Consider the following 23,953-nt stretch of genomic DNA (forward strand, 5'->3'; position numbering starts at 1 on the left):
TCGTCGTGCTTTCCGAAACAGAACGCGGGCCCCGGGTGATTCCGCGCTCCTGCGGAATCACCCGGCGGCACCGGCTCAGCCGGTGACGGCGTCCTCCGGGCGGATCGGCAGCCGGCCCACCGGCAGGCCGGTGGCGGCCCGGACCGCCGCGGCCACCGCCGCCGGCGCGGTCACGGCCGGCACCGCGCTGACCGCCTTGGCCCCGAACGGCGCCACCACGTCACGCTCCTCCAGCAGGGCGGCGACCCGGATCTCCGGGGTGTCCAGCGCGGTCGGCAGCCGGTAGCCGGTCAGCGAGGGGTTCGCCAGCACGCCGCCCTCGGTACGGAGGTCCTCCAGCAGCGCCAGGCCGACGCCCTGGGCGACCCCCGCCTCGATCCGGTCCTCGATCTGCCGCGGGTTCAGCGCCCGGCCGACCTCCTGGGCCACCGTCACCTCGACCACCCGGACCGCGCCCAGCTCGATGTCCACGTCCACCACCGCGCGCATCGCGCAGAACGCGATGGAGACGAAGGCGTCGCCCTGGCCGGCCTCGTCCAGCGGCTCGGTCGGGTGCGGGCGGCACTGCGCGGTCGCCCACAGCTCCTTGCCCTCCAGCGCCTCGGCCACCGGCATGCCGAGCACCCCGTCGTACGAGGTGATCTTGCCCTCGGCGATCTGCAGCAGCTCCACCGACATCCCGAAGTCGGCGGCGATCGGCTGGAGCAGCTGGTGGCGGACCATCAGCGCGGCCCGCTCGACCGCGCCGCCGGACACCCAGGTGTGCCGGCCCCGGGCCGCCGGCCCGGCCACCGCCTGGTCGCTGTCGGCGGGCGCGATGTACACCTCGCTGACGCCCAGCACGCTCTGCACGATCTGCCGGGCCAGCGTGGCGAAGCCCTGGCCGGCGTCGACCGCGGCGCAGATCACCGTGGCGTGGTCGCCGCTGACCCGCACCGTCGCGGTGGCGACCTCGTCCTCGCCCTCGGCGCCCAGCATGTGCACCATGCCCAGCGCGTAGCCGATCCCGCGCCGCACCGCGGCCGGGTCGCCCGCGCCGCCGGGCCCGCCCGGCAGCAGCCATTCGGCGTCCGGGTCGTCCACCGGCAGCGCCGGCAGCGGCTCCGCGGCCACCGCGTCCAGCAGCGCGGCCACCGGCGCCGGGCAGGTGACGGCCTGTCCGGTGGGCAGCGGGTCGCCGGTCGCCATCACATTGCGCCGGCGGACCTCCACCGGGTCCACGCCGATCCGGGCGGCGAGCTGGTCCAGCTGCGACTCGTAGGCGAAGCACGCCTGCAGCGCGCCCTCGCCGCGCATCCGTCCGGCCGGCGGGTTGTTGGTGCGCACCGCCCAGGCGTCCACGAAGACGTTGGGGCAGTTGTACGGGCCGACCGAGAAGGCAGTGGCGGCGGCCAGCGCCTCGGCCGAGACGTCCGCGTAGGCGCCGCCGTCCAGCAGGATCTGCGCCTCGACCTTCACCAGCGTGCCGTCGGCGTCCGCGTGGTGGCGGTAGCGCAGCAGCGCCGGGTGCCGCGAGGTGTGGGTGTGGAAGGACTCCTCGCGGGTGAGCGTCATCTTCACCGGACGGCCGGTGCGCAGCGCCAGCAGCGCCAGGGTGACCTGGAAGGAGAGGTCCTCGCGGTCGGAGGTGGCGCCGGGCACGCCGGTGACCACCAGCCGGACCCGGTCCGGCTCCAGGCCCAGGCAGGTCGCGGTGCGGTCCCGGTCGCCGTGCGGGTCGGTGGAGGACAGGTGCAGCTCGACGCCGCCGTCCGGGCGCGGCACGGCCAGGCCGGCCTCGGCGCCGAGCGGGGCCGGGTCCTGCCGGCCCACCTGGTACAGGCCCTCGACGATGATCTCGCCGGCCGCGTCCGGGTCGCCGGTGCGCAGCGGCAGGTGGCGGAAGAGGTTGCCGTCCGGGTGCAGCGGCGGGGCGGTGAAGGCCTGCTCGGGGTCGGTGACGGCCTCCAGCGGCTCGTACTCGACGACGATCAGGCCGACCGCGAGCCGGGCGGTGTCGGGGTGGTCGGCGGCGACCGCGGCCACCGGCTCGCCGTGGTGGCGGACCACCCCGGCGGCCAGCACCGGGCGGTCGGCGACGATCGGCCCGGAGGGCGCGCCGTCCGGGCTGCCGTCCGGACCGGCCGGCAGGTCGGTGGCCGTGACCACCGCGTGCACACCGGGCAGGGCCAGCGCGGCCGAGGTGTCGATGCCGAGGATCCGGGCGTGCGGGTGCGGCGAGCGCAGCACCGCGCCCCACAGCAGGCCCTCGGCCCACAGGTCGGCGGCGTACGGGTAGATGCCGAGCGCCTTGGGCAGGGCGTCGCTGCGCAGCGGGGAACTGCCCAACCCGAACGGCTCCGTCGTGCCGCCCGCGTCGCCGTCCTGCTGGGGTGCTGCGCCGATGTCGGTAGGCGACGTCATGATGCGTGGTCGTCCTCGGGGAGCCGGATGCCGTGGGCGGGGGTGGCGCCGTACGGGACGCCGGCCTGGGCGGTGCCCTCGGCCGGGACGCCGTGCGGGGGTGCGGGGACGTACGGCGTGCCGTGCGCGGGGGTGGCGGGGGTCTCGTAGACCGGGCCGTCGTACGCCGAGGCGGTGTCGTAGCCGGGCTGCTGCGGGTAGCCGCCCTGGTCGGGGTAGCCGGTCCCGGGCAGGTAGGTGCCGTGCGCCGGGGTCGCACCGGGGTACGGCTGCTGCTCGGGGTAGCCCTGGGCGGGGTAGAACCCGGTGGACCCGTCGGCCTGCTGGGGCGGGACGTCCCGGACGGGGGCCAGCACGGTGGTGTCGTACACCCCGCTGTCGTAGCCGCCCTGCCCGTCGTAGCCCCCCCGACCGTCGGGGGCGCCGTGACCGTCGGGAGCGCTGTGCCGGTCGGGCGTGCCGTGCCCGTCCTGGGTGCCGTAGCCCGTGCCGACCCCGGCGCCGGTGCCGGCCGTGGTGCCGGCCTCCTCCGTGCGCGGCTGCGGGACGTGCTCGATCCAGGTGTCCTCGGTGTAGACCGGCAGGTCTGCGGTCTGCGGTCCGGGGTCCGCGGGGGCGGCCGCGGCGGGTGCGGCGGCCCGGTCCGCCGGGGCGGCCGCGGCCTCCTCGGCGGCCGCCTCCGCGGCGCCGGCCACCGCCGCGCGCGCGTCGGCGACGGTCTGGACGGCGGCCAGCGCGCCCCGGTAGCCGGTGCACCGGCAGAGGTTGCCGCACAGCGCCTGGCGCGCCTCGACCTCGGTGGGCCGGTGGTTGCGCTGGAGCAGGTCGTGCACGGCCATCGCCAGGCCGGGCACGCAGTAGCCGCACTGCACCGCGCCGGACTCGGCCAGCGCCTGCTGGACGTCGCTGGCGCCGCCGCCGGCCGACAGGCCCTCGACGGTGTTGATCTCGCTGTCCTGGGCGAGCGCGGCGGGCACCAGGCAGCCGGCCACCAGCTGGCCGTCGACCTGCACCGAGCAGGCCCCGCACTCGCCCTGCTCGCAGCCGTCCTTGGCGCCGGCCAGGCCCAGCCGCTCGCGCAGCACGTAGAGCAGGCTCTCGCCGATCCAGGCGTCCGTGACGGGCCGTTCGAATCCGTTGACCCGCAGGGTGTACGAGGTGGTCGGCCGCAGCTCCCGGCTGACCTGCGGCGCGTGGTCGTGCGCGTGGTCGAGCAGCCCCGCGTCCAGGGCCTCGATGGGGTGGTCTGTGGTCACTTGAGCGCCCTTCCCAGTGCCCGGCGGGCCAGCACCGCTACGGTACGCCGCAGACGGACGGCGGCCGCGCTCGGCCCCTCGGTGACGGCCTCCCAGGCACCCTCCGCGCCGTAGCCGTCGGGGACGCAGGCCGCGGCCACGTACTCGCCGAAGGCCGCGGTCGCGGCGGGGTCGATCTCCCGCGAACCGTCCCAGTCGATGCAGCCCGCGACCCAGGCCTCGGCCTCCAGGGGCCGCAGCGGGACCGGGGCGACGGCGCCGACGGCGCAGCGCACGGCGCGCCGGGCCGGGTCCAGGACGAGGGCGACGGAGGCGGTGGCGCGGGCCGGGCCGCTGCGGCCGGTGGCCTTGAGGAAGACCTGCGGGGCGTGCAGCAGCGGCACCCGCACCCAGGTGAGCAGTTCGCCGGGCCGCAGCGGGTCGAGACCGGTCAACAGGTGACTGACCGGGACCTCGCGGGTGGCGCCGGCCCGGGCCAGGGTGACGCTGGCCTCCAGCGCCGCGAGCACCGGCAGGGTGTCCCCGGCCGGGGCGGCGGTGGCAATGTTGCCGCCGAGGGTGCCGACGTTGCGGACCTGCGGGGGGCCGGCGGTGCGGGCGGCGTCGGCGAGCGCCGGGATCAGGGCGGCGAAGTCCGGGCGGTCCATCCGGGCGTGGGTCAGCCCGGCGCCGAGGACCGCGGTGCCGCCGTCCTCGTAGCGCCAGCCGCGGAGTTCGGTGATCCGGCCGAGGCCGACCAGCGAGGCGGGGCGGAGGCGTCCGGCGTTGACGGCCTCCATCAGGTCGGTGGCGCCGGCCACCGGCACCGCGGCCGGATGAGCGGCCAGCGCTTCGACGGCCTCGTCGAGGGAGGCCGGCAGCATGATCGTCCGGTTCACCTGGGTCCCACCGTGCTCCACTTGCTCATCGATCGCCTGCCGCCCGCGGCCCCTGGACCGGGGTGTCCGCTCCGGCAGCCCGGCCTGGCCCGTAGGGTACGGGCGATCGGGCCGGGTTGGGCAACTCTGGCACACAATGCTCGATGATCATTTCGGGACAGGCGAACGGTACTGCCCGATTGGGACCGATACCGGGCGGTATCCGCCCCGGTCCGGTTCGGACCGGGGCGGATGTTCATCTGTTCTTGACGTCCGACGACCGCCCGGAAGTTCCCGCGGGCCGTCCGGTCCGGACCGCCGGCCGTGCGGTTCAGACCGCCGGCGGGGGTCCTTCGATCGGCCGGCCCACCACTCCCGGCCGGGTCTGCCACGGGTGCGGCCCGCCCGCCGGGCGGTACTCGACGCCGAGCGCGTCCAGCACCTCCAGATGGCCGGCCAGCCGCTGTTCGAAGCCGGCGAAGTCGCGCGCGGCCGGGTCCGCGGGCAGCGCGGACCAGGCCACCTCGGCGAAGGCCGCGAGCCGGGGGAAGGCCCGGTAGTCGATGTCCCGGGCGCTGTCCATGAACTCGCTCCACAGGTTCGCCTGGGTGCCGATCACCCGGCGCGCCGCCTCCTCGTCCAGCTGGGCCGGCACCGGCTCGAACCGGTAGACGTCCTCCAGGGTGCGCACGAAGCCGACCGGGATCGGCTCCTGCTCCCCCGGTGCCTGCCGGTGGTCCAGGTAGACGTGCTGCTCGGGGCACATCACCACGTCGTGCCCGGCCTGCGCGGCGGCGATCCCGCCGCCGTAGCCGCGCCAGGAAGACACCGCGGCGCCCGGGGCGAGGCCGCCCTCCAGGATCTCGTCCCAGCCGATCAGCCGGCGGCCGCGCTCGGCCAGCCAACGGTCGAAGTGCCGGATGATGTGGCTCTGCAGCTCGTCCTCGTTGCTCAGGCCCAGCTCGCGGATCCGCGCCTGCGCGGCCGCGCTGTCCTTCCACTGCTCCTTCGGGCACTCGTCGCCGCCGAGGTGGACGAACTCGGACGGGAAGATCTCCAGGACCTCCTCCAGCACGCCCTCGAAGAACCGCAGGGTGGCCTCGGAGGGGTTGAGCACGTTGTGGCTGACCCCCCAGTCGGTCCACACCCCGAGCGCCCCGGTGTCCACCACGTCGGTGTTGCCCAGCTCGGGGTAGGCGGCCACGGCGGCCTGGGTGTGGCCCGGCAGGTCGATCTCGGGCACCACCGTGACGGCCCGCTCGGCCGCGTAGGCGACGATCTCGCGCAGGTCGTCCTGGGTGTAGAAGCCGCCGTGCGGGCGGTCGTCGCGGCGCCCGGCGGACCGGTAGCCGACCATCGAGCGCTCGCGCCAGGACGCCCGCTCGGTGAGCCCGGGGTAGCGCTTGATCTCCACCCGCCAGCCCTGGTCGTCGGTCAGGTGCAGGTGCAGCACATTGAGCTTGTGCGCGGACAGCTGGTCGACGAAGCGCAGTACGTCGGACTTGGGCAGGAAGTGCCGGGCGACGTCCAGCAGCGCCCCGCGCCAGCCGAACCGCGGCTCGTCCGCGAGGTCGACGCCGGGCAGCACCCAGCCGGACGGGCGCAGCGGCGCGCGCCGGTAGGCGTCCGGGCCGAGCAGCCGACGCAGCGTCTGGGCGCCCCAGAGCGCGCCGGCCGGGCCGCCGGCGGTGACCACCGCGTGGCCGGGGCGCACCGAGAGCCGGTACGCCTCACCGGCGAGCGCCGGGTCGAGGAGCAGTTCGACGCCCTCGCCGGGCCGCCCCGGGGCGAGCGGCAGGCCGGTGGCGGCGGTCAGCGAGGAACGCAGCCACCGTTCGGCCCCGGCCAGCTCCGGCGGCGCGGTCAGGGTGGTCGTCCGGTCGAGCGGGAAGTCCTGGTCCGGGAGGCGGACGGAACTCACGGGGGCAGGGATGAGGTCCATTGCGCCATCCTGCCCCGACCCCGACCAGTGGCATAGACCACTCGGGAAACGCGGCACCATGCAAAACGGTGGTGTGCGGAACGGGCGGGACGCGGGCTACTTGCCCTTGTCGCCGTCCCCGTCCTGCGGCTTGCCGATGCCGTCGTAGATCTCCTTGCACATCGGACAGACCGGGTACTTCTTCGGGTCGCGACCGGGCACCCACACCTTGCCGCAGAGCGCCACCACGGGGGACCCGGAGAGCGCGCTCTCCATGATCTTGTCCTTCTGGACGTAGTGCGCGAAGCGCTCGTGGTCGCCGTCCCCGTGGGACACCTGCGGGACGGGCTCGACCAGGGTGCCGGTGCCGAGGCCGCGCTCGGGCTCAAGAGTGCTCATGAGTGCCAAGTCTATGGGCGCCCCGGAGAAGCGGGCCAGTGTCGCGGCGCCGGTGTGACGGCGCACCTTCGATTCCGAGCCGGATTCAGTTCAGGGTCGGATCGTCCGGATAGGTCGCCAGCAGCGCCAGCGGCCCGCGCTGGCGCCGCAGTACCGCCCGCCACAGCCGCTCCGGCTCCGGGCTGGAGATGTCCCCGGGCTCGCAGTCCACCAGGTACCAGGCACCGGTGGAGATCTCCGACTCCAGCTGCCCGGGCGCCCAGCCCGCGTAGCCGGCGAAGATCCGCAGCGCCCCCAGCTCCCCGGCCAGCACCTCGGGCGGCGCCTCCAGGTCCACCAGGCCGATCGCGCCGTGCACCCGGCGCCAGCCGAGCGGCTCCCCGGTGCCCGGCTCCCCCGGCGCCACCGCCAGGCCGAGCGCCGAGTCCAGTGCCACCGGACCGCCCTGGAACACCACCGCGGGCAGGCCGACCAGCACCCCCCAGCCGTCCAGCACGCTGCCGACCTCGACCGGCGTCGGCCGGTTCAGCACGACACCGAGCGCCCCCTCGGCGTCGTGGTCGAGGAGGAGCACCACCGCCCGGGCGAAGTTCGGGTCGGTGAGCACGGGCGTCGCGACGAGCAGTCGGCCGGTGTGGGACCGGCCTCCGTGCGAATGGGCCGCCGTCATGCCTCACATGATCCCGCAGAACCCCCGGCGACGGCACCCGAAACGGCGACCGCACCGGCCACCCGGCCCCGCCCGACCCGCTCGCCACGAACACCCGTACGGACGCACCGGCGCGCGCCCCGGGGCCCGGGGAGAGCACCATCACGGGAGAGGCTCACAGGAACCATCGGCACGACCACTACCATCTACTGATGGTGGACGCCCCTCCACGGTGCCGACTCGGTCACACCGGGGGCCCGACGCGCCCGTGAAACGCTCCACCGACCGGCTCGTCGCCGAGCCCGCCCCACTCCTCTGGCACCCCGGATTGCGAGAACGATGACCGACGACGTCCTGCTGGTCCACGGCGGAAACCCGCTCGAAGGCGAGATCCGCGTCCGCGGTGCGAAGAACCTGGTCCCCAAGGCCATGGTCGCGGCCCTGCTCGGCCAGGGCCCCAGCAGACTGCGCAACGTCCCGGACATCCGCGACGTCAAGGTGGTCCGCGGCCTGCTGCAGCTCCACGGCGTGACCGTGCGCACCGGCGACGAGGACGGCGAGCTGATCCTCGACCCCTCGCACGTGGAGAGCGCCAACGTCGCCGACATCGACGCGCACGCGGGCTCCTCGCGCATCCCGATCCTCTTCTGCGGCCCGCTGCTGCACCGCCTCGGCCACGCCTTCATCCCGGGCCTGGGCGGCTGCGACATCGGCGGCCGTCCGGTCGACTTCCACTTCGAGGTGCTGCGCCAGTTCGGTGCCACCATCGAGAAGCACCCGCAGGGCACCTACCTGGTCGCCCAGCAGCGGCTGCGCGGCACCCGGATCGAGCTGCCCTACCCCTCGGTCGGCGCGACCGAGCAGGTGCTGCTCACCGCCGTCCTCGCCGAGGGCGTCACCGAGCTGCGCAACGCGGCCATCGAGCCGGAGATCGTCGACCTGATCTGCGTGCTGCAGAAGATGGGCGCGATCATCACCCTGGGCACCGACCGCACCATTCTCATCACCGGTGTGGACGAGCTGGGCGGCTACAACCACCGGGCGCTGCCGGACCGGCTGGAGGCCGCCTCCTGGGCCTGCGCGGCGCTGGCCACCAAGGGCGACATCTACGTCCGCGGCGCCCGCCAGCTGGAGATGATGACCTTCCTCAACACCTTCCGGAAGGTCGGCGGCGCCTTCGAGGTGGACGACGAGGGCATCCGCTTCTGGCACTCGGGCGGCGAGCTCAAGGCGATCGCCCTGGAGACCGACGTGCACCCCGGCTTCCAGACCGACTGGCAGCAGCCGCTGGTCGTCGCGCTGACCCAGGCCACCGGCCTGTCCATCGTGCACGAGACGGTGTACGAGTCGCGGCTGGGCTTCACCGGCGCGCTGAACCAGATGGGCGCGCACATCCAGCTCTACAGCGAGTGCCTGGGCGCCACCCCGTGCCGCTTCGGCGCCCGGAACTTCCAGCACTCCGCGGTGGTGTCCGGCCCGTCCAAGCTGATCGGCTCCGAGCTGGTCATCCCGGACCTGCGCGGCGGCTTCTCGTACCTGATCGCTGCGCTGGCGGCCGAGGGCACCTCGACCGTGCACGGCATCGACCTGATCAACCGCGGCTACGAGAACTTCATGGACAAGCTGCGCGACCTCGGCGCCCACGTCGAGCTGCCGAGCGAGCTGCCCGCGGTGGCCGCCGGTGAGCCGAGCGGCGCGCTCGTCGACGCCTGACCGGTGCGTCCGGCGGCCCTCCGGGGCCGCCCGGGCCGCCGAGGCCCCCGGAGAACGAACAGGAGGCCGGGTCCCCACGAGGGGGACCCGGCCTCCCGGGCGTTCAAGGGGTTGTTCAGGCGCCCTTGGCGGCTTCCTTCAGCTTGGAGCCGGCGCTCACCTTGGCGCTGTAGCCCTCGGGGATCTGGATCGGCTCGCCGGTCTGCGGGTTGCGGGCGGTGCGGGCCGCGCGGTGGGTGCGCTCGAAGGTCAGGAAACCGGGGATGGTGACCTTCTCGTCGCCCTTGGCGACGACCTCGCCGACGATCTCGGCGAAGGCGGCCAGAACGGCGTCGGCGTCCTTGCGGGTCACCTCGGCGCGCTCGGACAGCGCGGCCACCAGCTCACTGCGGTTCATGTGTACTCCTGTGGTCTGTTCGCTTGCGGTGTGCCGGGGCCCGTCGGTACTCCCACCGGGAGGCACCCCGATGGGCCGCGGGTCCGCACACTGTGCTCATGCAGGCAATGCGTGGTCGCGGGCCGGGTCCGCACCCAGTGCCGCGCGCCGTGCCTTCGAAGGCCCGCCTGCCTGCCCGGATACGAATCCTGCCCCGACCGGCCCCGAGAAAGCCAATCGGGCCCCGGCGGAACGACCCGAACAGCGCCCGCCCGCCGGAGGTGTGACGCTCCGTCGGCTCCGGCGGACCGGGCGCGGGCGGCGGTCGGGACGACGCGCCGGAAGACCAGGGGGACGTTCCGTACTTGTCGGACACGCCTGCCCCGTGCAGGGCTACCGTACGCCCTAGGTCCGACAAGCCCAAACACGCCCCTCGCCCTTGTGTCGCAAGGGTTCGGGGCGGGAATGGGCGGGTACGACCGTTAATCGGTCATTTGATCGATCCACGTCACCGCGCGGGCACCGCCGCGGAAGCCGGATGGCGGGCCCGGCGCAGGGGCCCGTCGACGGATTCCGAGGTCAGAGCCGCACAGCGGGGAAGGACGCGGTGTCGAGCGTACCGACGATGCCCGGGGTCGGGCGGGACGGCGTGGGCGCCTCGGAGGTGGCGGCCAGGGCGGCGTCCCGGACGGCGGCGGCCACGGTCTTGGCCACGTCCTTGTGGAACACGCTGGGGATGATGTAGTTCGGGTTGAGCTCGTCGTCGCCGACGGTGGCGGCCAGCGCCCGGGCGGCGGCGATCATCATCTCGGTGTTGACGGTGCGGCTCTGGGCGTCCAGCAGGCCGCGGAAGACACCCGGGAAGACCAGCACGTTGTTGATCTGGTTCGGGAAGTCGCTGCGGCCGGTGGCGACCACCGCGGCGGTCTGCCGGGCCACCGCCGGGTCGACCTCCGGGTCCGGGTTGGCCAGCGCGAAGACGATCGCGTCCGCGGCCATGGTGGCCAGGTCCTCGCCGTCGAGCAGGTTCGGGGCCGAGACGCCGATGAAGACGTCGGCGCCCGCCACGGCCTCCTTGAGGCTGCCGGTGCGGCCCGAGCGGTTGGTGTGGTCGGCGATCCAGCGCAGGTTGTCGTTGAGGTCGTCGCGGCCCTGGTGGACCACGCCCCGCACGTCCGCCACGGTGGCGTGCTCGACGCCCGCCGCCATCAGCAGCTTGAGGATCGCGGTGCCGGCGGCGCCGGCGCCCGACATCACCACCCGGATCTCGGAGATCTCCTTGCCGACCACCTTGAGCGCGTTCATCAGCGCCGCCAGCACCACGATCGCGGTGCCGTGCTGGTCGTCGTGGAAGACCGGGATGTCGAGGGCCTCGCGCAGCCGGGCCTCGATCTCGAAGCAGCGCGGCGCGGAGATGTCCTCCAGGTTGATGCCCGCGAAGCCCGGGGCGATCGCCTTGACGATGGCCACGATCTCGTCGGTGTCCTGGGTGTCCAGGCAGATCGGCCAGGCGTCGATGCCGGCGAAGCGCTTGAAAAGGGCCGCCTTGCCCTCCATGACCGGCAGCGCGGCGGCCGGGCCGATGTTCCCCAGGCCCAGCACCGCGGAGCCGTCGGTGACCACGGCGACGCTGTTGCGCTTGATGGTGAGGCGGCGGGCGTCCTCGGGGTTCTCGGCGATCGCCATGCAGACCCGGGCGACACCCGGGGTGTAGATCATCGAGAGGTCGTCACGGTTGCGGATCGGCAGCTTCGAGGACATCTCGATCTTGCCGCCGAGGTGCATCAGGAAGGTACGGTCCGAGACCTTGCCGATCGTGACACCGTCGATGGTCCGGAGCTTCTCGACGATCTCCTCTCCGTGCGCCACCGAGCTGGCCGCCACGGTCACGTCGATCCGGAGTGCCTCCAGGCCGGAGGCCGTGACGTCGAGGCCGGTCACCGAGCCGCCGGAGGACTCCACGGCCGTGGTGATCGCGCTGACGGCGTTGCCCGTGGCCGGGACCTCCAGCCGTACCGTGATCGAGTTGGAGACACTGGGCACCGTCGCCATCGACGTTCCTTCTTCCGTCTGTCCGTCCGCGAGTTCAACAAATTGTTGAAGTCCCTCGCCTGCGCATGCTAGACCTCGATCGTCGCACCTACCAGGGCACAGTCAGAAATAACGTTCATTGAGTGTGCGGACCCGACAACTTCTTGCCTCCGGCGCCCGATGCGTTACATTGGACGGGACACCGGCTCGATCCAAGCCCCCGGGCCCAACCTTCGTCCCTTCGAGGGACCACTTGCCGCGAGGCGAGCATGGCGGGTCGGTGTCGTAGCTTCTGAAGGCCCCTCACCCACCGGGTGAGGGGCCTTCTTCGTGCTCCCGCAGTGCTCTCGCGGTGCTCCGCGTCAGCACTCCGCCGCCGTGCCCGCGCAGCGGTCCGGCGACGGCCGGTCCGGGCGGACCGGCCGTCACACTCCGTCAGGTGCCCGCGCGGGCGGACGGCGGCGCGCTCAGCCGCGCAGCAGCGCGGGCGTCCCGGCCGCGTCGGGCAGGTCGTCCGGCCCGGACAGCACGGTCAGCCGCTGGGTCGCCCGGGTGAGCGCCACGTACAGCACCCGCAGGCCCGCCTCGGACTCGCCGGCGATCCCGGTCGGATCGGCGACCACGGTCGCGTCGTACTCCAGGCCCTTGGCCTCCAGACTGCCCAGTGTCACCACCCGCTCGCCCAGTCCCTCGGCCCAGCGGGCCGCCTCGGCCCGCCGGTCCATCGGCACCACCAGGGCCACCGTGCCGTCCACCTTGCCCAGCAGCAGCTCCAGTTCGGCCCGGGCGGCCGCGCCGAAGGCCTCCGGCGAGGGGTCGGTGACGGCCGCGAACCTCGGCTCGACGCCCACGTGCCGCACCGCGCTCGGCGACGGGGTGCCCGGCGCGGCCAGCGCCAGCACCTTGGCCGCCACCTCGGCGATCTCGGCCGGGTTCCGGTAGTTCACGGTCAGCGTGTAGCGGCGGCGCGGCTTGCCGGACAGCACCTCGTCCAGCGCGGCCTGGGCCTCCTGCGGGAACGGCCAGGAGGACTGCGCCGGGTCGCCGACGATGGTCCAGGTGGCCGTCCGGGCCCGGCGGCCGATCATCCGCCACTGCATCGGGGTGAGGTCCTGCGACTCGTCCACGATCACATGGGCGTACTCGGTGCGCTCGGCCGGCACCCTCTCCCGCTGCCGGGCGTTGCGGTCGGCGAAGGTGGTGACCTCGTCCAGACCGGTCAGCAGGTCCGCCGCGTCGACCTCGCGGAACTTCGGCCTGGCCGGCTCGCCCAGCAGCAGCTGCAGCTCGTCCACCAGCGCCACGTCGTGCGCCGACAGCGCGCCCTCGCCGTGCTCGGACAGGTGCCGCCAGGAGGCGGCCAGCACCTTCGACTCCTCCGGCGTGACCGCGCCGCGGGCGATCCGGTTGGTGTTCCGGGACTGCTTCAGGGTGCCGAGCACCGCGCGCGGGGTGACCGCGGGCCACCAGGCGTCCAGGAAGGCCAGGAACGGCGCCTCGTCCGAGACGTACTCGTCGAAGGCCTCCTTCTCCTCCTGGCGCCGCTCGCGGGCGTAGTGGTCGGCCGGCCTGGGCAGGTCGCGGACGGCCTCCTGCCAGAGCGCGTCCAGCAGCAGCCGGCGGGCTCGCGGGCGGAGCAGGTTGAGCGGGGTGCCGCCGGAGCCGACGACATTGCCGCGCACGGTCCTGAGCCGGCCCGCGTCCAGCCGCAGCACCTCGCCGCGGGCGACCACCTTGAGCTCCTGCGGGGCGCGCAGCTCCAGGGTCGCCCTGGCGGCCCGGCGCAGCAGCTGGACCATCCGGGCCGAGCCCTTGATCCGGGCCGCCCGCGGAGTGTCGTAGGTGCCCGCCTCGATGCCGTCGACCAGCGAGCCGACCGCGCGGATGGCGACCTGGCCCTCCTCGCCGAGCGAGGGCAGCACGCCCTCGGTGTAGGAGACCAGCAGCGGGGTCGGCGAGACCACCAGGATGCCCCCGGCGTACCGGCGGCGGTCCTGGTAGAGGAGGAAGGCGGCACGGTGCAGCGCGACCGCGGTCTTGCCGGTGCCCGGCCCGCCGGTGACCAGGGTGGCCCCGGCCGCGGGGGCGCGGATGACCTCGTCCTGCTCCTTCTGGATGGAGGAGACGATGTCGCGCATCGTGTGGCTGCGGGCGCGTCCGAGCGAGGCCATCAGTGCGCCGTCGCCGACCACCGGCAGTTCCTCGCCGTCCAGGGTGGGGGTGAGGTCGGGGCGGAGCAGGTCGTCCTCGACCCCGATCACCTTGCGGCCCTTGGAGCGGATCACCCGACGGCGGAGGACCCGGCCGGGCTCCAGCGGGGTGGACCGGTAGAACGGCGCGGCGGCGGGCGCCCGCCAGTCGATCACCAGCGGACCGAACTCGGCGTCCAGCACGCCGAGCCGGCCGATGTGCAGGGTCTCGGCGACGGTCGGGTCGGCCGGGTCGAGCGGGGTGTTCGAGGGGATGCCGTGCTCCTCCGGGGCATCGGCCTGCTGGAGGTCGACCCGGCCGAACAGGAAGTCCTCGAACTCGTTGTTGAGCCGCTGGAGGTGCGCGCCGGCCCGGTACACCTGGGCATCGCGCTCGGCGAGCGCGCCCGGAGTTCCGACGTGCACCCGCTTGGCGGCGTCCTCGAGGATGTACTCGGCCTCGGCGAGCTTCTCCTCCAGACGGTGGTAGACGGTGTCGAGGTGGCGTTGCTCACCGGCGATCTCGCGCGCGCGCACTGTCTCGTGGTCGGTGGCGGTGGTGTCCGTGTTGCTCTGCATGGCCTCGGTGGTTGCGGCGGAATCCCGCTCCGGGATACGAGCGGACGGACGATCCTACGCCCAGGCCGGGGGAAACGTGAAGGCCGCCCTCCGCAACGCGGTGGACGGCCTTCACTGTGAACATGGGGTGGTGGAGATGCCGGGAATCGAACCCGGGTCCAGTGGAGTTAATTCAGGGCTTCTCCGAGCGCAGTCCGCTGTGCTTTTCTCGGCCCTGGCAGTCACACGGACAAGCCGCCAACAGGCCCAGCTGCTGTTTGATTTCCCATCCACCCTCGCAGCCCGGGCGGACGGTTGAGTTCCCTAGATTATGCCAGGGTCCGGGTCGGGAACTCCCCGGTCTGACACCCAAGCGCTATCGGTGCTTATTAGGCAGCGAGAGCGAACTGCTGGGAATCGCGCTTAGAGTTGGCGATTATTTTTTTGCGGCATGTGGTTAACGAGATCATTGCCGCGTTCCTCGGCTCGCTTCCCCTGTTTCAACATCCCCTGTCGAAACCGATCATCCCCATGTTTTTTTGAGAAACAGCGCGGACGGTGACCGTCCTTGTTGCTGGCGCCATCCTACGCGAGGCGACCAGCGGGGGTCCAGCCGATTAACGCTGGCGCCGCCGGGCGGCCGCCACGGCGCGTGCCGTCTCGCGGGTGTCCTGCTTCTCGCGCAGGGTCTGCCGCTTGTCGTAGAGCTTCTTGCCGACCGCGAGGGCCAGTTCGAGCTTCACCCGGCCGTCCTTGAAGTACAGCGAGAGCGGGACGAGGGTGTGGCCGGCGTCGCGGACCTTCGTCTCGATCTTCTGGATCTCCATCCGGTGCAGCAGCAGCTTGCGCTTGCGCCGGGCCGCGTGGTTGGTCCACGTCCCCTGGGTGTACTCGGGGATGAAGACGTTGTCGATCCACGCCTCGTGGTTCTGGATGTAGGCGTAGCCGTCGACCAGGTTCGCCCGCCCCTCCCGCAGTGACTTCACCTCGGTCCCGGTGAGCACGAGGCCGCACTCGTAGGTGTCGAGGATGGTGTACTCGTGTCGCGCCTTCTTGTTCTGCGCGATCAGCTTGTGTCCGGTTTCCTTTGCCATAGCGCCGTCATTCTCGCACCTCCGGCCGTGTTCCAGCAGCCCCTTTACGTGCGGCTGCCGAGACCGGCGAGCACCCGCAGGGCGAGCGCGTCCGCGTCCTCCGCGGCGCCCGCCGGGACGTCCGGGGCCAGCCCGGCGCCCTCCGGGGAGCGGCCGGCCGGGGTGTAGTAGCGGCCGACGGTGAGTTCCAGCACGGCGCCGTCGGCGAGCCGGCTGGGCTGCTGCACGGTGCCCTTGCCGAAGGTCCTGCTGCCGGCCACCACGGCCCGGCCGCGGTCCTGGAGGGCGCCGGTGAGCAGTTCGGCGGCGCTCATGGTGCCGCCGTCCACCAGCACCACCAGCGGGGTGCGCTGGTCGCCGCCGGGCGGGGCGGTGAGCTCGCGGGTGCCGCCGCGGTCCTGGTAGGAGCCGACCGGGCCGCCGTCCAGGAAGACCCCGGCGGTGCCGACGGCCTCCTCGACCAGCCCGCCGGAGTTGCCGCGCAGATCGAGCACCACCCCGGCGCGCGCGCCGCGCACGGCGGCGCGCACCTGCTCGGCCACGCCGGAGGTGAAGGCCCGGACGGCGATCCGCACCACGCCGCCGGCCAGGTGCTCGACGGTCACCTGCTGGCTGTCCAGCAGTGCCCGGCGCAGCCGGACCTCGCGGACGTCGCCCTCGCCCCGTCGCAGCTCCAGCACCACCTCCGAGCCCGCCTGCCGCTCGGCGCCCTCGCGTCCGCGCAGCCGGGCGACCACCTCGGTGACCGGCAGCCGGTCGGCCTCGTCCTCGCCGATCCGCAGCAGCCGGTCGCCGACCGCGATCCCGGCGGCGGCCGCCGGACCGGCGGGCAGCACCTGGGAGACGGTGGTGACGCCGTCCTCGCCCCGGCCGACCGACAGGCCCACGCCCAGGTAGCGGCCGTCCAGGCCCTGGCTGAACTCGGCGTACTCCTGGGCGCTGTAGTACGCGCCCCAGCGGTCCCCGGTGGCGCCGATCAGATGCTCGGCCTGCTGCTCGGAGAGGTTCGCGCCGGCCGGGTCCTGGCCGGCCCCGAGGGGCGCGGCGACGGCCTGGGCGGCGTCCGCCGAGGGCGGGCGCGCCGCCGCGCCCGGCTCGCCCCAGGCGCCGGTGGCGGCCCCGGCCAGCAGGACCACGCCGAACACCAGGCCGAGGGTGGCCGCCTGACGGGTCGCACGGGGAGAGACGGGCATGGCACCGGAGTCTAGGCGCAGGCCGTCACGAGCAGGGCCGCAACGGACGGCGGCGGAACGCGGGCGGCCCCGGACGGCGCAGTGCCGTCCGGGGCCGCCCGGTCGTCCGGAGCGTCGTCCGGTCAGACCTTCAAGTACTTGCGGAGGGTGAAGAAGGCCGCGATGCCGGCCATGCCCATACCCACCACGACCAGCAGCGGTATCACCGCGAGCACCGAGGAGAGGCCGATGAAGTGGATGAACTGCACCCGCTCGGCCAGCCAGTTCTGGACGAAGAAGTGCCCGCCGAGCAGCAGGCCGGAGGCCATCACCGCGCCGAGCAGCGCGGAGAACGCGGCCTCCGCGATGAACGGCATCTGCACGTAGAAGTTGGAGGCGCCGACCAGGCGCATGATGCCGGTCTCGCGCCGCCTGCTGAACGCCGACACCCGGACGGTGTTGACGATCAGCAGCAGGGCGACGAAGAGCATCAGCACCATGATCACGAAGGCCGCCGTCTGGAGGCCGTTCAGCAGGCCGAAGAGGTTCTCCAGGATCTTCCGCTGGTCCTCGACCGACTTCACGCCGGGCTTGCCGGCGAAGGCGCTCTGGATGACGTCGTACTTGGTCGGGTCCTTCAGCTTCACCCGCCAGGACTGCGGGATGGCGTCCGGGCCGAGGACGGAGATGAGCGGGTTGTCCGGGTTCATCTCCTTCCAGTGCTTGTACGCCTCGGTGGAGTTCTCGAAGGTCGAGGTCTGGACCACCGAGTCCATCTTGTCCAGCTGGGTCTTGATGTCGGCGATCTGCTGGTCCGTGGCCGCGCCCTTGTCGCACTGGGGCGAGTTGCGGGCGTCGGCCTTGGTGCAGAAGTAGATGCTCACCTCGACCTTGTCGTACCAGTACCCCTTCATGGAGTTGACCTGGTCGCGGACCAGGAGGGAGGCACCGGCGAGGGCGAGGGAGAGCGCGACACTGACGACGACCGCGATGGTCATCGTCAGGTTGCGGCGGAGACCCACACCGATCTCCGACAGGACGAACTGGGCGCGCATGCGTTCAACAACTCCAGGGTCGGTACTGCTGGTCGGAGGAGGCGGGCGGACGGCCCACGGGTTCAGCGCCGAGCGGTCAGTGCTGGTACCCGTAGACGCCGCGGGCCTGGTCGCGGACCAGCAGCCCCTTGTCGAGCTCGATGACGCGCTTGCGCATCTGGTCGACGATGGCCTGGTCGTGGGTGGCCATCAGCACCGTGGTCCCGGTGCGGTTGATGCGGTCGAGCAGCTTCATGATGCCGACCGAGTTCTGCGGGTCGAGGTTGCCGGTGGGCTCGTCCGCGATCAGCAGCATGGGGCGGTTGACGAACGCCCGGGCGATCGCGACGCGCTGCTGCTCACCACCGGAGAGCTCGCCGGGCATCCGGTCCTCCTTGCCGCCGAGGCCGACCAGGTCGAGCACCTCGGGCACCACCTTGCCGATGGCGCTCTTCGGCTTCCCGATGACCTCCAGCGCGAACGCGACGTTCTGCGCGACCGTCTTGTTCGGCAGCAGCCGGAAGTCCTGGAACACGGTGCCCAGCTGGCGGCGCATGTGCGGCACCTTCCAGTTGGACAGCTTGCCCAGGTCCTTGCCCAGGACGTGCACCTCGCCGGTGCTGGGCCGCTCCTCGCGCAGGCACAGCCGCAGGAAGGTGGACTTGCCCGAGCCGGACGAGCCGACCAGGAAGACGAACTCACCCTTCTCGATCTCCAGCGAGACGTTGTCCAGGGCGGGACGGTTCTGCTTGGGATAGGTCTTGGAGACGTTGTCGAATCTGATCACGGCTGCATCACGGAGGCCATCCTAGGCGGCGCCAGTCCTCGGTCGATCCGCCCCTCGGCATGCCCGCCCGGGGGCGGGCGAGGGGAGCGGAACGGCCGCTCCCGGCTTGGGACCATACGCGAAGGCCCGCCCGGCCCGCAGGTTCAGGGAGTGACAGCGGCAGAAAACTGGGGGAGAATGCCCGGTTATGCCCTGAAAATTGGGAGCCATCTCACAGCCCGGGGGCCGGAACGGCCGGAACCTGGCAGAGTGGAGGGTGCGGTCGGGCCCGACCGCTCCGCCGCACAGGGCACAACGAGGAACCAAGGCCCGCTCCGGTGCGTTGGCAGTAGCAGCGAGGAGGAGATCGCATGACCTGCGACCATCTGGTGTGCGCCAACTGCAACGGCCGCGTCAGCGACGGCCGCTGCCCCGCCTGCCGGGCCACCCGGGCCAGGCTGCAGGAGCAGCAGGGTCCGTTCGCCGCGCTCTCCCCCGCGATGCTGCTGGCCGTACTGGCCGGGCTGCTCGCGGTGGTGCTGCTCGCGCGGCAGGCACTGGCCTGAGGAAGGTACCGGCGGTACACGTACCCCGCGGTACACGGACATACGGGAAGGGCCCCGACCGGAACTCCGGTCGGGGCCCTTCCCGTACGTCCACCGCTGTCGACTACTGCGCGGCGGTCTCGCGCTGCTTGCGCCAGCGGATGCCGGCCTCGATGAAGCCGTCGATGTCGCCGTCCAGCACGGCCTGCGGGTTGCCGGCCTCGAACGCGGTCCGGACGTCCTTGACCATCTGGTACGGGTGCAGCACGTAGGAGCGCATCTGGTTGCCCCAGGAGCTGCCGCTGTCCTTGAGCGCGTCCATCGCGGCGCGCTCCTCCTGGCGGCGCCGCTCCAGCAGCTTGGCCTGGAGGACGTTCATCGCGGACGCCTTGTTCTGGATCTGCGAGCGCTCGTTCTGGCAGGAGACCACCACGCCGGTCGGGATGTGCGTGATGCGCACCGCCGAGTCGGTGGTGTTGACGCCCTGGCCGCCGGGGCCGGAGGCGCGGTAGACGTCGATGCGCAGCTCCGACTCGTCGATGTCGACGTGGTCGGACTGCTCGACGACCGGGAGCACCTCGACGCCGGCGAACGAGGTCTGCCGGCGGCCCTGGTTGTCGAAGGGCGAGATGCGGACCAGGCGGTGGGTGCCCTGCTCGACCGAGAGGGTGCCGTAGGCGTAGGGCGCCTTCACGGTGAAGGTCGCGGACTTGATGCCGGCCTCCTCCGCGTACGAGGTGTCGTAGACCTCGGTCGGGTACCCGTGCCGCTCGGCCCAGCGCAGGTACATGCGCATCAGCTGCTCGGCGAAGTCGGCGGCGTCCACGCCACCGGCCTCGGCGCGGATGTTGATCAGCGCCTCGCGGGCGTCGTACTCGCCCGACAGGAGGGTGCGGACCTCCAGCTCCTCGACCGACTTGGCGAGGGCCGTCAGCTCGACCTCGGCCTCGGCGCGGGTGTCCGCGTCGTTCTCGGCCTCGGCCAGCTCGAACAGGACGCCCAGGTCGTCCAAGCGGCCGCGGAGGCCCTCGACCCGGCGCAGTTCGCCCTGGAGGAAGGAGAGCCTGCTGGTCACCTTCTGCGCGTTCGCGACGTCGTCCCACAGGCTGGGGGCCGCTGCCTCCTCCTCCAGGACCGCGATGTCGGCCCGGATCTTGTCCAGGTCGAGGACGGCCTCGATCGACCCCAGGGTCGTATCGAGGTTCTTGAGCTCTTCGGAAGGATCGACGGCTGCCACGCCCCCAGGGTAATGGTTCCCGGGGTGCACATGACGACCCCGGGGGCCTCCGGGGCCCGGAGTGCGCCGCCGGGGCGGCCGCCCGGGGCGCGGACGGCGTCGGTCAGGGAGCCCGCGGAGCCGTCGCGGAGGTGGCCGGGCGCGGGCCGGGACCGGCGTCCGGGACGGTCGCGGCGAAGGCGGTCCAGGCCGCCGCGGCCCCGGCCAGCAGCAGGATCGTGGCCAGCAGCACGGCCAGCATCCGGCGGCGGCGCAGCAGCGCCTGGCGGTCGCGGCGGTGGGCCGTGCCCGGGGCGGTCCGCTGGGCCCGCGACTCGGCCGCGTAGGAGGCCAGCTCGTGCGCGGAGGGGCGGCGCAGGCTGGTGTGGGTGTCCCGGGTGGAGTCCGGGGCGGCGCCCGGCACCAGCGGGACGGCCGGGCCGCGGCGGCGCTTGTGGGTGCCGGGGGCGGCGTCCACCTCGGCGTAGACCGCCTCGCCCGGGGTCAGCTGCTCCTCGGCCGGCGCCCGGCCCTGCTGCGGGACGGCCAGCACCGGCAGTCCGGCCAGGGCGGGCAGCTGCTCGCGCAGCCGGGCCGCCAGCTCGGCGGCGCGCAGCCGCGAGGCCGGGGCCTTGGCCAGGCACTCGGCGATGATCCGCCACAGGCCGTCGGGCAGGCCGGGGATCGGCGGCACCTGCTCGGTGACGTGCCGGCGCAGCACCGCCCCGGTGTGGCCGCCGCCGAACGGGGTGAAGCCGGCCAGCAGCTCGTAGAGCACGGTGGCGAGGGCGTAGATGTCGACGGCGGCGCGCGGCTCCAGGCCCTCGATGATCTCGGGGGCGAGGTAGTCGGGGGTGCCGATGATCCTGGTCGCCCGGGTGCGGCGGGGGGCGTCGACCAGCCGGGCCACCCCGAAGTCGGTCAGCTTGGCCCGGGGCGCGCCGCCGGGCCCAGGGGCGGCGGACAGGTCGAGCAGGACGTTCTCCGGCTTGACGTCGCGGTGCACGATTCCGGCCGCGTGGGCGGCGGCCAGGCCGTCGGCGACGTCCGCGATGATCGAGGCGGCGGCCTGCGGGGGCAGTGCGCCGTCGCGCTCCAGCCGGGAGCGCAGGTCGGTGCCCTGGACGAGTTCCATCACCAGGGCGAGGTCGCTGCCGTCCACCACCATGTCGCGCACGCCGACCACCCGGGGGTGGTCGAGGCTGGTCAGCGCGGCCCGTTCCTGGACGAAGCGCCCGACCAGCACCTGGTCCGCGGCCAGGTCCTCGCGGAGCAGCTTGACCGCGACCGGACCGTCCGGGCCCTCGCCGAGCCAGACCGTCCCGGCCGAGCCGCGGCCGATCACCTGGTGGACGGTGTAGCGGCTGCCGATCTTGCGTGCCAATGCTGCTCCGTGGGCGGCGGGAGCGCCCCGGGAGGGTCCGGTGCGCTCGGTGGGGCGGGACAACAGCGACCAACCTACGCGCCCGGACACCCTCCGCGGGCCGCCTGAGGCCGCTCGGCGGGCGGGAAACGGCAGGAATTCCCGGGAAGTGTCGACAAAACGTCAATTCCACCGACCGGAGCCGGTACCGGGCCCCGGTGCCGCCCCGCCGTCACCGCGGCACCGTCATTTCTTCGAGTCGAAGATATTGGTCGCCCAGTCCTTCGCGCTGGTGAACCAGTCCTGGACGTTGGCCCAGTACTCGGGGAGCGGGGTGAAGTTCCACAGCGCCACCGCGGCCACCGCGAGCACCAGCAGCACCATCAGGCAGCCCTTGAGACAGCCCAGGCCCGGGATGTACATCCGGTTGCGGCTGCGCGGGCGCGGCTCGCGGCGCGGCGCCTCGCGGGGTGCCTCGTGCGGCGGCTCGGCGCGGCGCTGCGGGGGCTCGCGGTGCTGCGGCGCGGGCGGCTCGGCCCGGCGCGGCGGAGCGGCGGGGGCCGCGGCCGCCCGGCGCGGGGCCGGCTGCGACGGCGCGGGGGCCGGCGGCTGCTGCCCGTACGGCTGGCCCTGGCCCTGCTGGGACGGCTGGTTGTAGCCGGCGGGCGGCTGCGGACGGCCGCCGCCGGGCTGCTGCCCGCCCGGGCCGCCGCGGTACGGCGGCGGGGCGACCGGCGGGCGCTGGGCGTAGCCGGGCGGGGCCTGGTGGTGGCCGCCGCCCTGCGGCTGCTGGCCCTGCTGCGGGTAGCCCTGCGGCTGCTGACCGGGCTGCGGGTAGCCCTGCTGGTAGCCCTGCGGCGGCCGGTACCCCGGCTGCTGCTGGTGCTGGTAGCCCTGCTGGCCCTGCTGCTGGTGGCCCTGACCGGCCTGGAAGGGCGGCGGGGCGACCGGCGGGGCCTCGAAGTCCTCGGGCTCGAAGTAGCCGATCTCGGTCTGCTGGTTGCGGTCCCGGGCGGCCCGCAGCTGGGACTGCCACGGGTGCGGCGCGTCGGCCTGCGGCGGCCCGGCCGGGGGCGGCGGCACCGCGGCGGGCGGCATCACCCGGGTCGCGGCCGCGGGGTCGTACGGGGGCGGCTGGGTGCCCATGACCCGGGTGGCCGCCGCCGGGTCGTACCCCTGGCCCGGCTGACCGGGGGCGGCCTGGCCGGCCGGGAGCACCTGGGTGCGGTCCTCGGCGCCGAACGGCATGCCGGCCACGCCCGGACCGCCCAGCGGGCCCTGGCCCGCGGCGTCGGCGCTGCCGGGCACCAGGGTCGGCTGCGGATCGGGCACGAGCAGCGCGCCGACGGCCAGCGCCGCGTCCACCGCCGCCGGGGAGGCGTGCACGCCCACCCCCGCCGCGACCACGCGCAGCGCGCGGGAGAGCGAGACCGCGCCGGGCCGCTGCGCCGGGTCCTTGCGCAGACAGCGCTCGATCACCGTCCAGAGCGGCTCGGGCATGGTGGACGGCCGCTGCGGCTCCTGGGCCAGGTGCGCCTGGAGGATCGCCAGCGGGTTGTCGCCCTGGAACGGCTGGCGTCCGGTGACCAGCTCGTACAGCATGATCCCGGCGCCGTAGACGTCCACCGCGGAGGTCTGCGGGCGGCCCTCGGCCGACTCCGGCGCCACATAGGCGGGGGTGCCGACGAACTCGTGGCTGCGGGTGATGCCCGGGGAGTCCGCGAGCCGGGCGATGCCGAAGTCGGTCAGCATCGGGTGCATCTGCTCGGTGCCCTCGACCACGGCGGTGGCGAGCAGCACGTTGGCCGGCTTGAGGTCGCGGTGGACGATGCCGTCGGCGTGGCTGGCGGCCAGCGCGTCGGCGACCTGGGCCATCAGCAGGGCGCCCGCGATCGGGCTGAACGGACCGTTCTGGCGCAGGTAGCGGGACAGGTCGGGGCCGTCGACGAGGTCCATCACCAGGGCCAGCAGCTCGCCCTCGACGACCAGGTCGCGGACCTTGACGATGTTCGGGTGGGTGAGCCGCAGCAGCAGCGAGCGCTCGCGCAGGAACCGCATCACCACATCGGGGTCGGCGGCGAGCTCCTCGCGCAGGATCTTGATCGCCACCTGCTGCCCGGGCGCGGTACCGGGGACTTCCACGTCGGCACGGACCTGGCCGCGCCAGACGGTGCCGGTGGCCCCTCGTCCGAGGGTCTCCTCCAGCAGATACTTGCTCCCGACTGGCCGCACCTGTCGCACTCCTCGCCGTGCCGCCCGCGCGGGCGGCTCCTCCGCCGGTGCGGTGAGCCTGCCGGGCCCGTGTTTCCGGCCACTCTAACGGGGCCCGTTCACGTTTTTGGGTCGACCGGCAGGGCGTTCGCCCGGGTTGGGGGACATCCCCTACGGGAAGACCCGCAGGGCCCGCCGGC

General features: G+C 73.5%; 18 protein-coding genes and 1 other RNA gene. 2 read left to right on the top strand and 17 right to left on the bottom strand.

Annotated features, from left to right (window positions below; genetic code table 11):
- Positions 1-75: 75 nt before the first annotated feature.
- From IF01_RS0116965 to IF01_RS0116990, 6 genes are all read right to left on the bottom strand, one after another.
- On the bottom strand, positions 76-2,403 hold the full coding sequence (locus IF01_RS0116965; RefSeq protein ID WP_030394268.1) for a xanthine dehydrogenase family protein molybdopterin-binding subunit: 2,328 nt from the start codon (positions 2,401-2,403) through the stop codon (positions 76-78).
- Positions 2,400-3,659, bottom strand: coding sequence for a (2Fe-2S)-binding protein (locus IF01_RS51550; protein WP_094745574.1), 1,260 nt, complete (start codon positions 3,657-3,659; stop codon positions 2,400-2,402). Before IF01_RS51550 ends, IF01_RS0116965 begins: the two co-directional genes overlap by 4 nt.
- The gene (locus IF01_RS50000; RefSeq protein ID WP_051742572.1) at positions 3,656-4,522 is read right to left on the bottom strand and encodes an FAD binding domain-containing protein; all 867 of its coding nucleotides are present in this window, start codon (positions 4,520-4,522) and stop codon (positions 3,656-3,658) included. The genes IF01_RS51550 and IF01_RS50000 overlap by 4 nt, the downstream gene beginning before the upstream one ends.
- A 325-nt stretch (positions 4,523-4,847) precedes the next feature.
- Positions 4,848-6,458, bottom strand: a complete 1,611-nt coding sequence (locus tag IF01_RS0116980; RefSeq protein ID WP_030394271.1) for a beta-N-acetylhexosaminidase — start codon at positions 6,456-6,458, stop codon at positions 4,848-4,850.
- Positions 6,459-6,554: 96 nt separating this feature from the next.
- Positions 6,555-6,836 carry a DUF3039 domain-containing protein gene (locus IF01_RS0116985; RefSeq protein WP_030394272.1) on the bottom strand — a complete coding sequence of 94 codons (282 nt, stop codon included), beginning with the start codon at positions 6,834-6,836 and terminating at the stop codon, positions 6,555-6,557.
- Between the two features lie 85 nt (positions 6,837-6,921).
- Positions 6,922-7,506, bottom strand: a complete 585-nt coding sequence (locus IF01_RS0116990; protein WP_030394273.1) for a YqgE/AlgH family protein — start codon at positions 7,504-7,506, stop codon at positions 6,922-6,924.
- A 318-nt stretch (positions 7,507-7,824) separates the two neighbouring features.
- Between IF01_RS0116990 and murA the strand changes: the two genes are divergently transcribed.
- A complete protein-coding gene (murA, locus tag IF01_RS0116995; protein ID WP_051742537.1) occupies positions 7,825-9,198 on the top strand; it encodes a UDP-N-acetylglucosamine 1-carboxyvinyltransferase in 1,374 nt (457 codons plus the stop codon).
- 115 nt (positions 9,199-9,313) lie between these two features.
- Here the strand turns inward: murA and IF01_RS0117000 are convergent, their stop codons facing one another.
- From IF01_RS0117000 to ftsE, 8 genes are all read right to left on the bottom strand, one after another.
- The gene (locus tag IF01_RS0117000) at positions 9,314-9,595 is read right to left on the bottom strand and encodes an HU family DNA-binding protein (protein ID WP_030308200.1); all 282 of its coding nucleotides are present in this window, start codon (positions 9,593-9,595) and stop codon (positions 9,314-9,316) included.
- 558 nt (positions 9,596-10,153) lie between these two features.
- Positions 10,154-11,626 carry an NAD-dependent malic enzyme gene (locus IF01_RS0117005; RefSeq protein WP_030394275.1) on the bottom strand — a complete coding sequence of 491 codons (1,473 nt, stop codon included), beginning with the start codon at positions 11,624-11,626 and terminating at the stop codon, positions 10,154-10,156.
- A gap of 446 nt (positions 11,627-12,072) precedes the next feature.
- The gene (locus IF01_RS0117010) at positions 12,073-14,373 is read right to left on the bottom strand and encodes a HelD family protein (RefSeq protein ID WP_030394276.1); all 2,301 of its coding nucleotides are present in this window, start codon (positions 14,371-14,373) and stop codon (positions 12,073-12,075) included.
- 128 nt (positions 14,374-14,501) lie between these two features.
- Positions 14,502-14,883, bottom strand: a transfer-messenger RNA (tmRNA) gene (gene ssrA / locus IF01_RS45010).
- Positions 14,884-14,969: 86 nt separating this feature from the next.
- Positions 14,970-15,446 (bottom strand): SsrA-binding protein SmpB, encoded by a 477-nt coding sequence (gene smpB / locus IF01_RS0117015; protein WP_030394277.1) that lies wholly within the window; start codon positions 15,444-15,446, stop codon positions 14,970-14,972.
- Between the two features lie 44 nt (positions 15,447-15,490).
- Positions 15,491-16,639 carry a S41 family peptidase gene (locus IF01_RS0117020; RefSeq protein ID WP_030394278.1) on the bottom strand — a complete coding sequence of 383 codons (1,149 nt, stop codon included), beginning with the start codon at positions 16,637-16,639 and terminating at the stop codon, positions 15,491-15,493.
- A 122-nt stretch (positions 16,640-16,761) separates the two neighbouring features.
- On the bottom strand, positions 16,762-17,673 hold the full coding sequence (gene ftsX, locus IF01_RS0117025; protein WP_030394279.1) for a permease-like cell division protein FtsX: 912 nt from the start codon (positions 17,671-17,673) through the stop codon (positions 16,762-16,764).
- Positions 17,674-17,749: 76 nt separating this feature from the next.
- Positions 17,750-18,439 (bottom strand): cell division ATP-binding protein FtsE, encoded by a 690-nt coding sequence (gene ftsE, locus IF01_RS0117030; protein ID WP_030394280.1) that lies wholly within the window; start codon positions 18,437-18,439, stop codon positions 17,750-17,752.
- A gap of 350 nt (positions 18,440-18,789) precedes the next feature.
- Here ftsE and IF01_RS0117035 point away from each other — a divergent pair, with 350 nt between their 5' ends.
- A complete protein-coding gene (locus IF01_RS0117035) occupies positions 18,790-18,984 on the top strand; it encodes a hypothetical protein (RefSeq protein WP_030394281.1) in 195 nt (64 codons plus the stop codon).
- A 103-nt stretch (positions 18,985-19,087) separates the two neighbouring features.
- Here the strand turns inward: IF01_RS0117035 and prfB are convergent, their stop codons facing one another.
- From prfB to IF01_RS0117050, 3 genes are all read right to left on the bottom strand, one after another.
- The gene (gene prfB / locus IF01_RS0117040; protein ID WP_030394282.1) at positions 19,088-20,200 is read right to left on the bottom strand and encodes a peptide chain release factor 2; all 1,113 of its coding nucleotides are present in this window, start codon (positions 20,198-20,200) and stop codon (positions 19,088-19,090) included.
- Between the two features lie 103 nt (positions 20,201-20,303).
- Positions 20,304-21,563, bottom strand: a complete 1,260-nt coding sequence (locus IF01_RS0117045; RefSeq protein ID WP_030394283.1) for a serine/threonine-protein kinase — start codon at positions 21,561-21,563, stop codon at positions 20,304-20,306.
- 225 nt (positions 21,564-21,788) lie between these two features.
- The gene (locus tag IF01_RS0117050) at positions 21,789-23,774 is read right to left on the bottom strand and encodes a serine/threonine-protein kinase (RefSeq protein ID WP_030394284.1); all 1,986 of its coding nucleotides are present in this window, start codon (positions 23,772-23,774) and stop codon (positions 21,789-21,791) included.
- Positions 23,775-23,953 lie beyond the last annotated feature (179 nt).

The organism is Kitasatospora purpeofusca (assembly GCF_000718025.1).
Classification (GTDB): Bacteria; Actinomycetota; Actinomycetes; order Streptomycetales; family Streptomycetaceae; genus Kitasatospora; species Kitasatospora purpeofusca.

What these genes read in the sequence shown, in the direction of transcription:
- IF01_RS0116965 (WP_030394268.1), bottom strand. Translation starts at nt 2,403, where the DNA reads ATGACGTCGCCTACCGACATCGGCGCAGCACCCCAGCAGGACGGCGAC.
- IF01_RS50000 (WP_051742572.1), bottom strand. Translation starts at nt 4,522, where the DNA reads ATGCTGCCGGCCTCCCTCGACGAGGCCGTCGAAGCGCTGGCCGCTCAT.
- IF01_RS0116980 (WP_030394271.1), bottom strand. Translation starts at nt 6,458, where the DNA reads ATGGACCTCATCCCTGCCCCCGTGAGTTCCGTCCGCCTCCCGGACCAG.
- IF01_RS0116985 (WP_030394272.1), bottom strand. Translation starts at nt 6,836, where the DNA reads ATGAGCACTCTTGAGCCCGAGCGCGGCCTCGGCACCGGCACCCTGGTC.
- IF01_RS0116990 (WP_030394273.1), bottom strand. Translation starts at nt 7,506, where the DNA reads ATGACGGCGGCCCATTCGCACGGAGGCCGGTCCCACACCGGCCGACTG.
- murA (WP_051742537.1), top strand. Translation starts at nt 7,825, where the DNA reads ATGACCGACGACGTCCTGCTGGTCCACGGCGGAAACCCGCTCGAAGGC.
- IF01_RS0117000 (WP_030308200.1), bottom strand. Translation starts at nt 9,595, where the DNA reads ATGAACCGCAGTGAGCTGGTGGCCGCGCTGTCCGAGCGCGCCGAGGTG.
- IF01_RS0117005 (WP_030394275.1), bottom strand. Translation starts at nt 11,626, where the DNA reads ATGGCGACGGTGCCCAGTGTCTCCAACTCGATCACGGTACGGCTGGAG.
- IF01_RS0117010 (WP_030394276.1), bottom strand. Translation starts at nt 14,373, where the DNA reads ATGCAGAGCAACACGGACACCACCGCCACCGACCACGAGACAGTGCGC.
- smpB (WP_030394277.1), bottom strand. Translation starts at nt 15,446, where the DNA reads ATGGCAAAGGAAACCGGACACAAGCTGATCGCGCAGAACAAGAAGGCG.
- IF01_RS0117020 (WP_030394278.1), bottom strand. Translation starts at nt 16,639, where the DNA reads ATGCCCGTCTCTCCCCGTGCGACCCGTCAGGCGGCCACCCTCGGCCTG.
- ftsX (WP_030394279.1), bottom strand. Translation starts at nt 17,673, where the DNA reads ATGCGCGCCCAGTTCGTCCTGTCGGAGATCGGTGTGGGTCTCCGCCGC.
- IF01_RS0117035 (WP_030394281.1), top strand. Translation starts at nt 18,790, where the DNA reads ATGACCTGCGACCATCTGGTGTGCGCCAACTGCAACGGCCGCGTCAGC.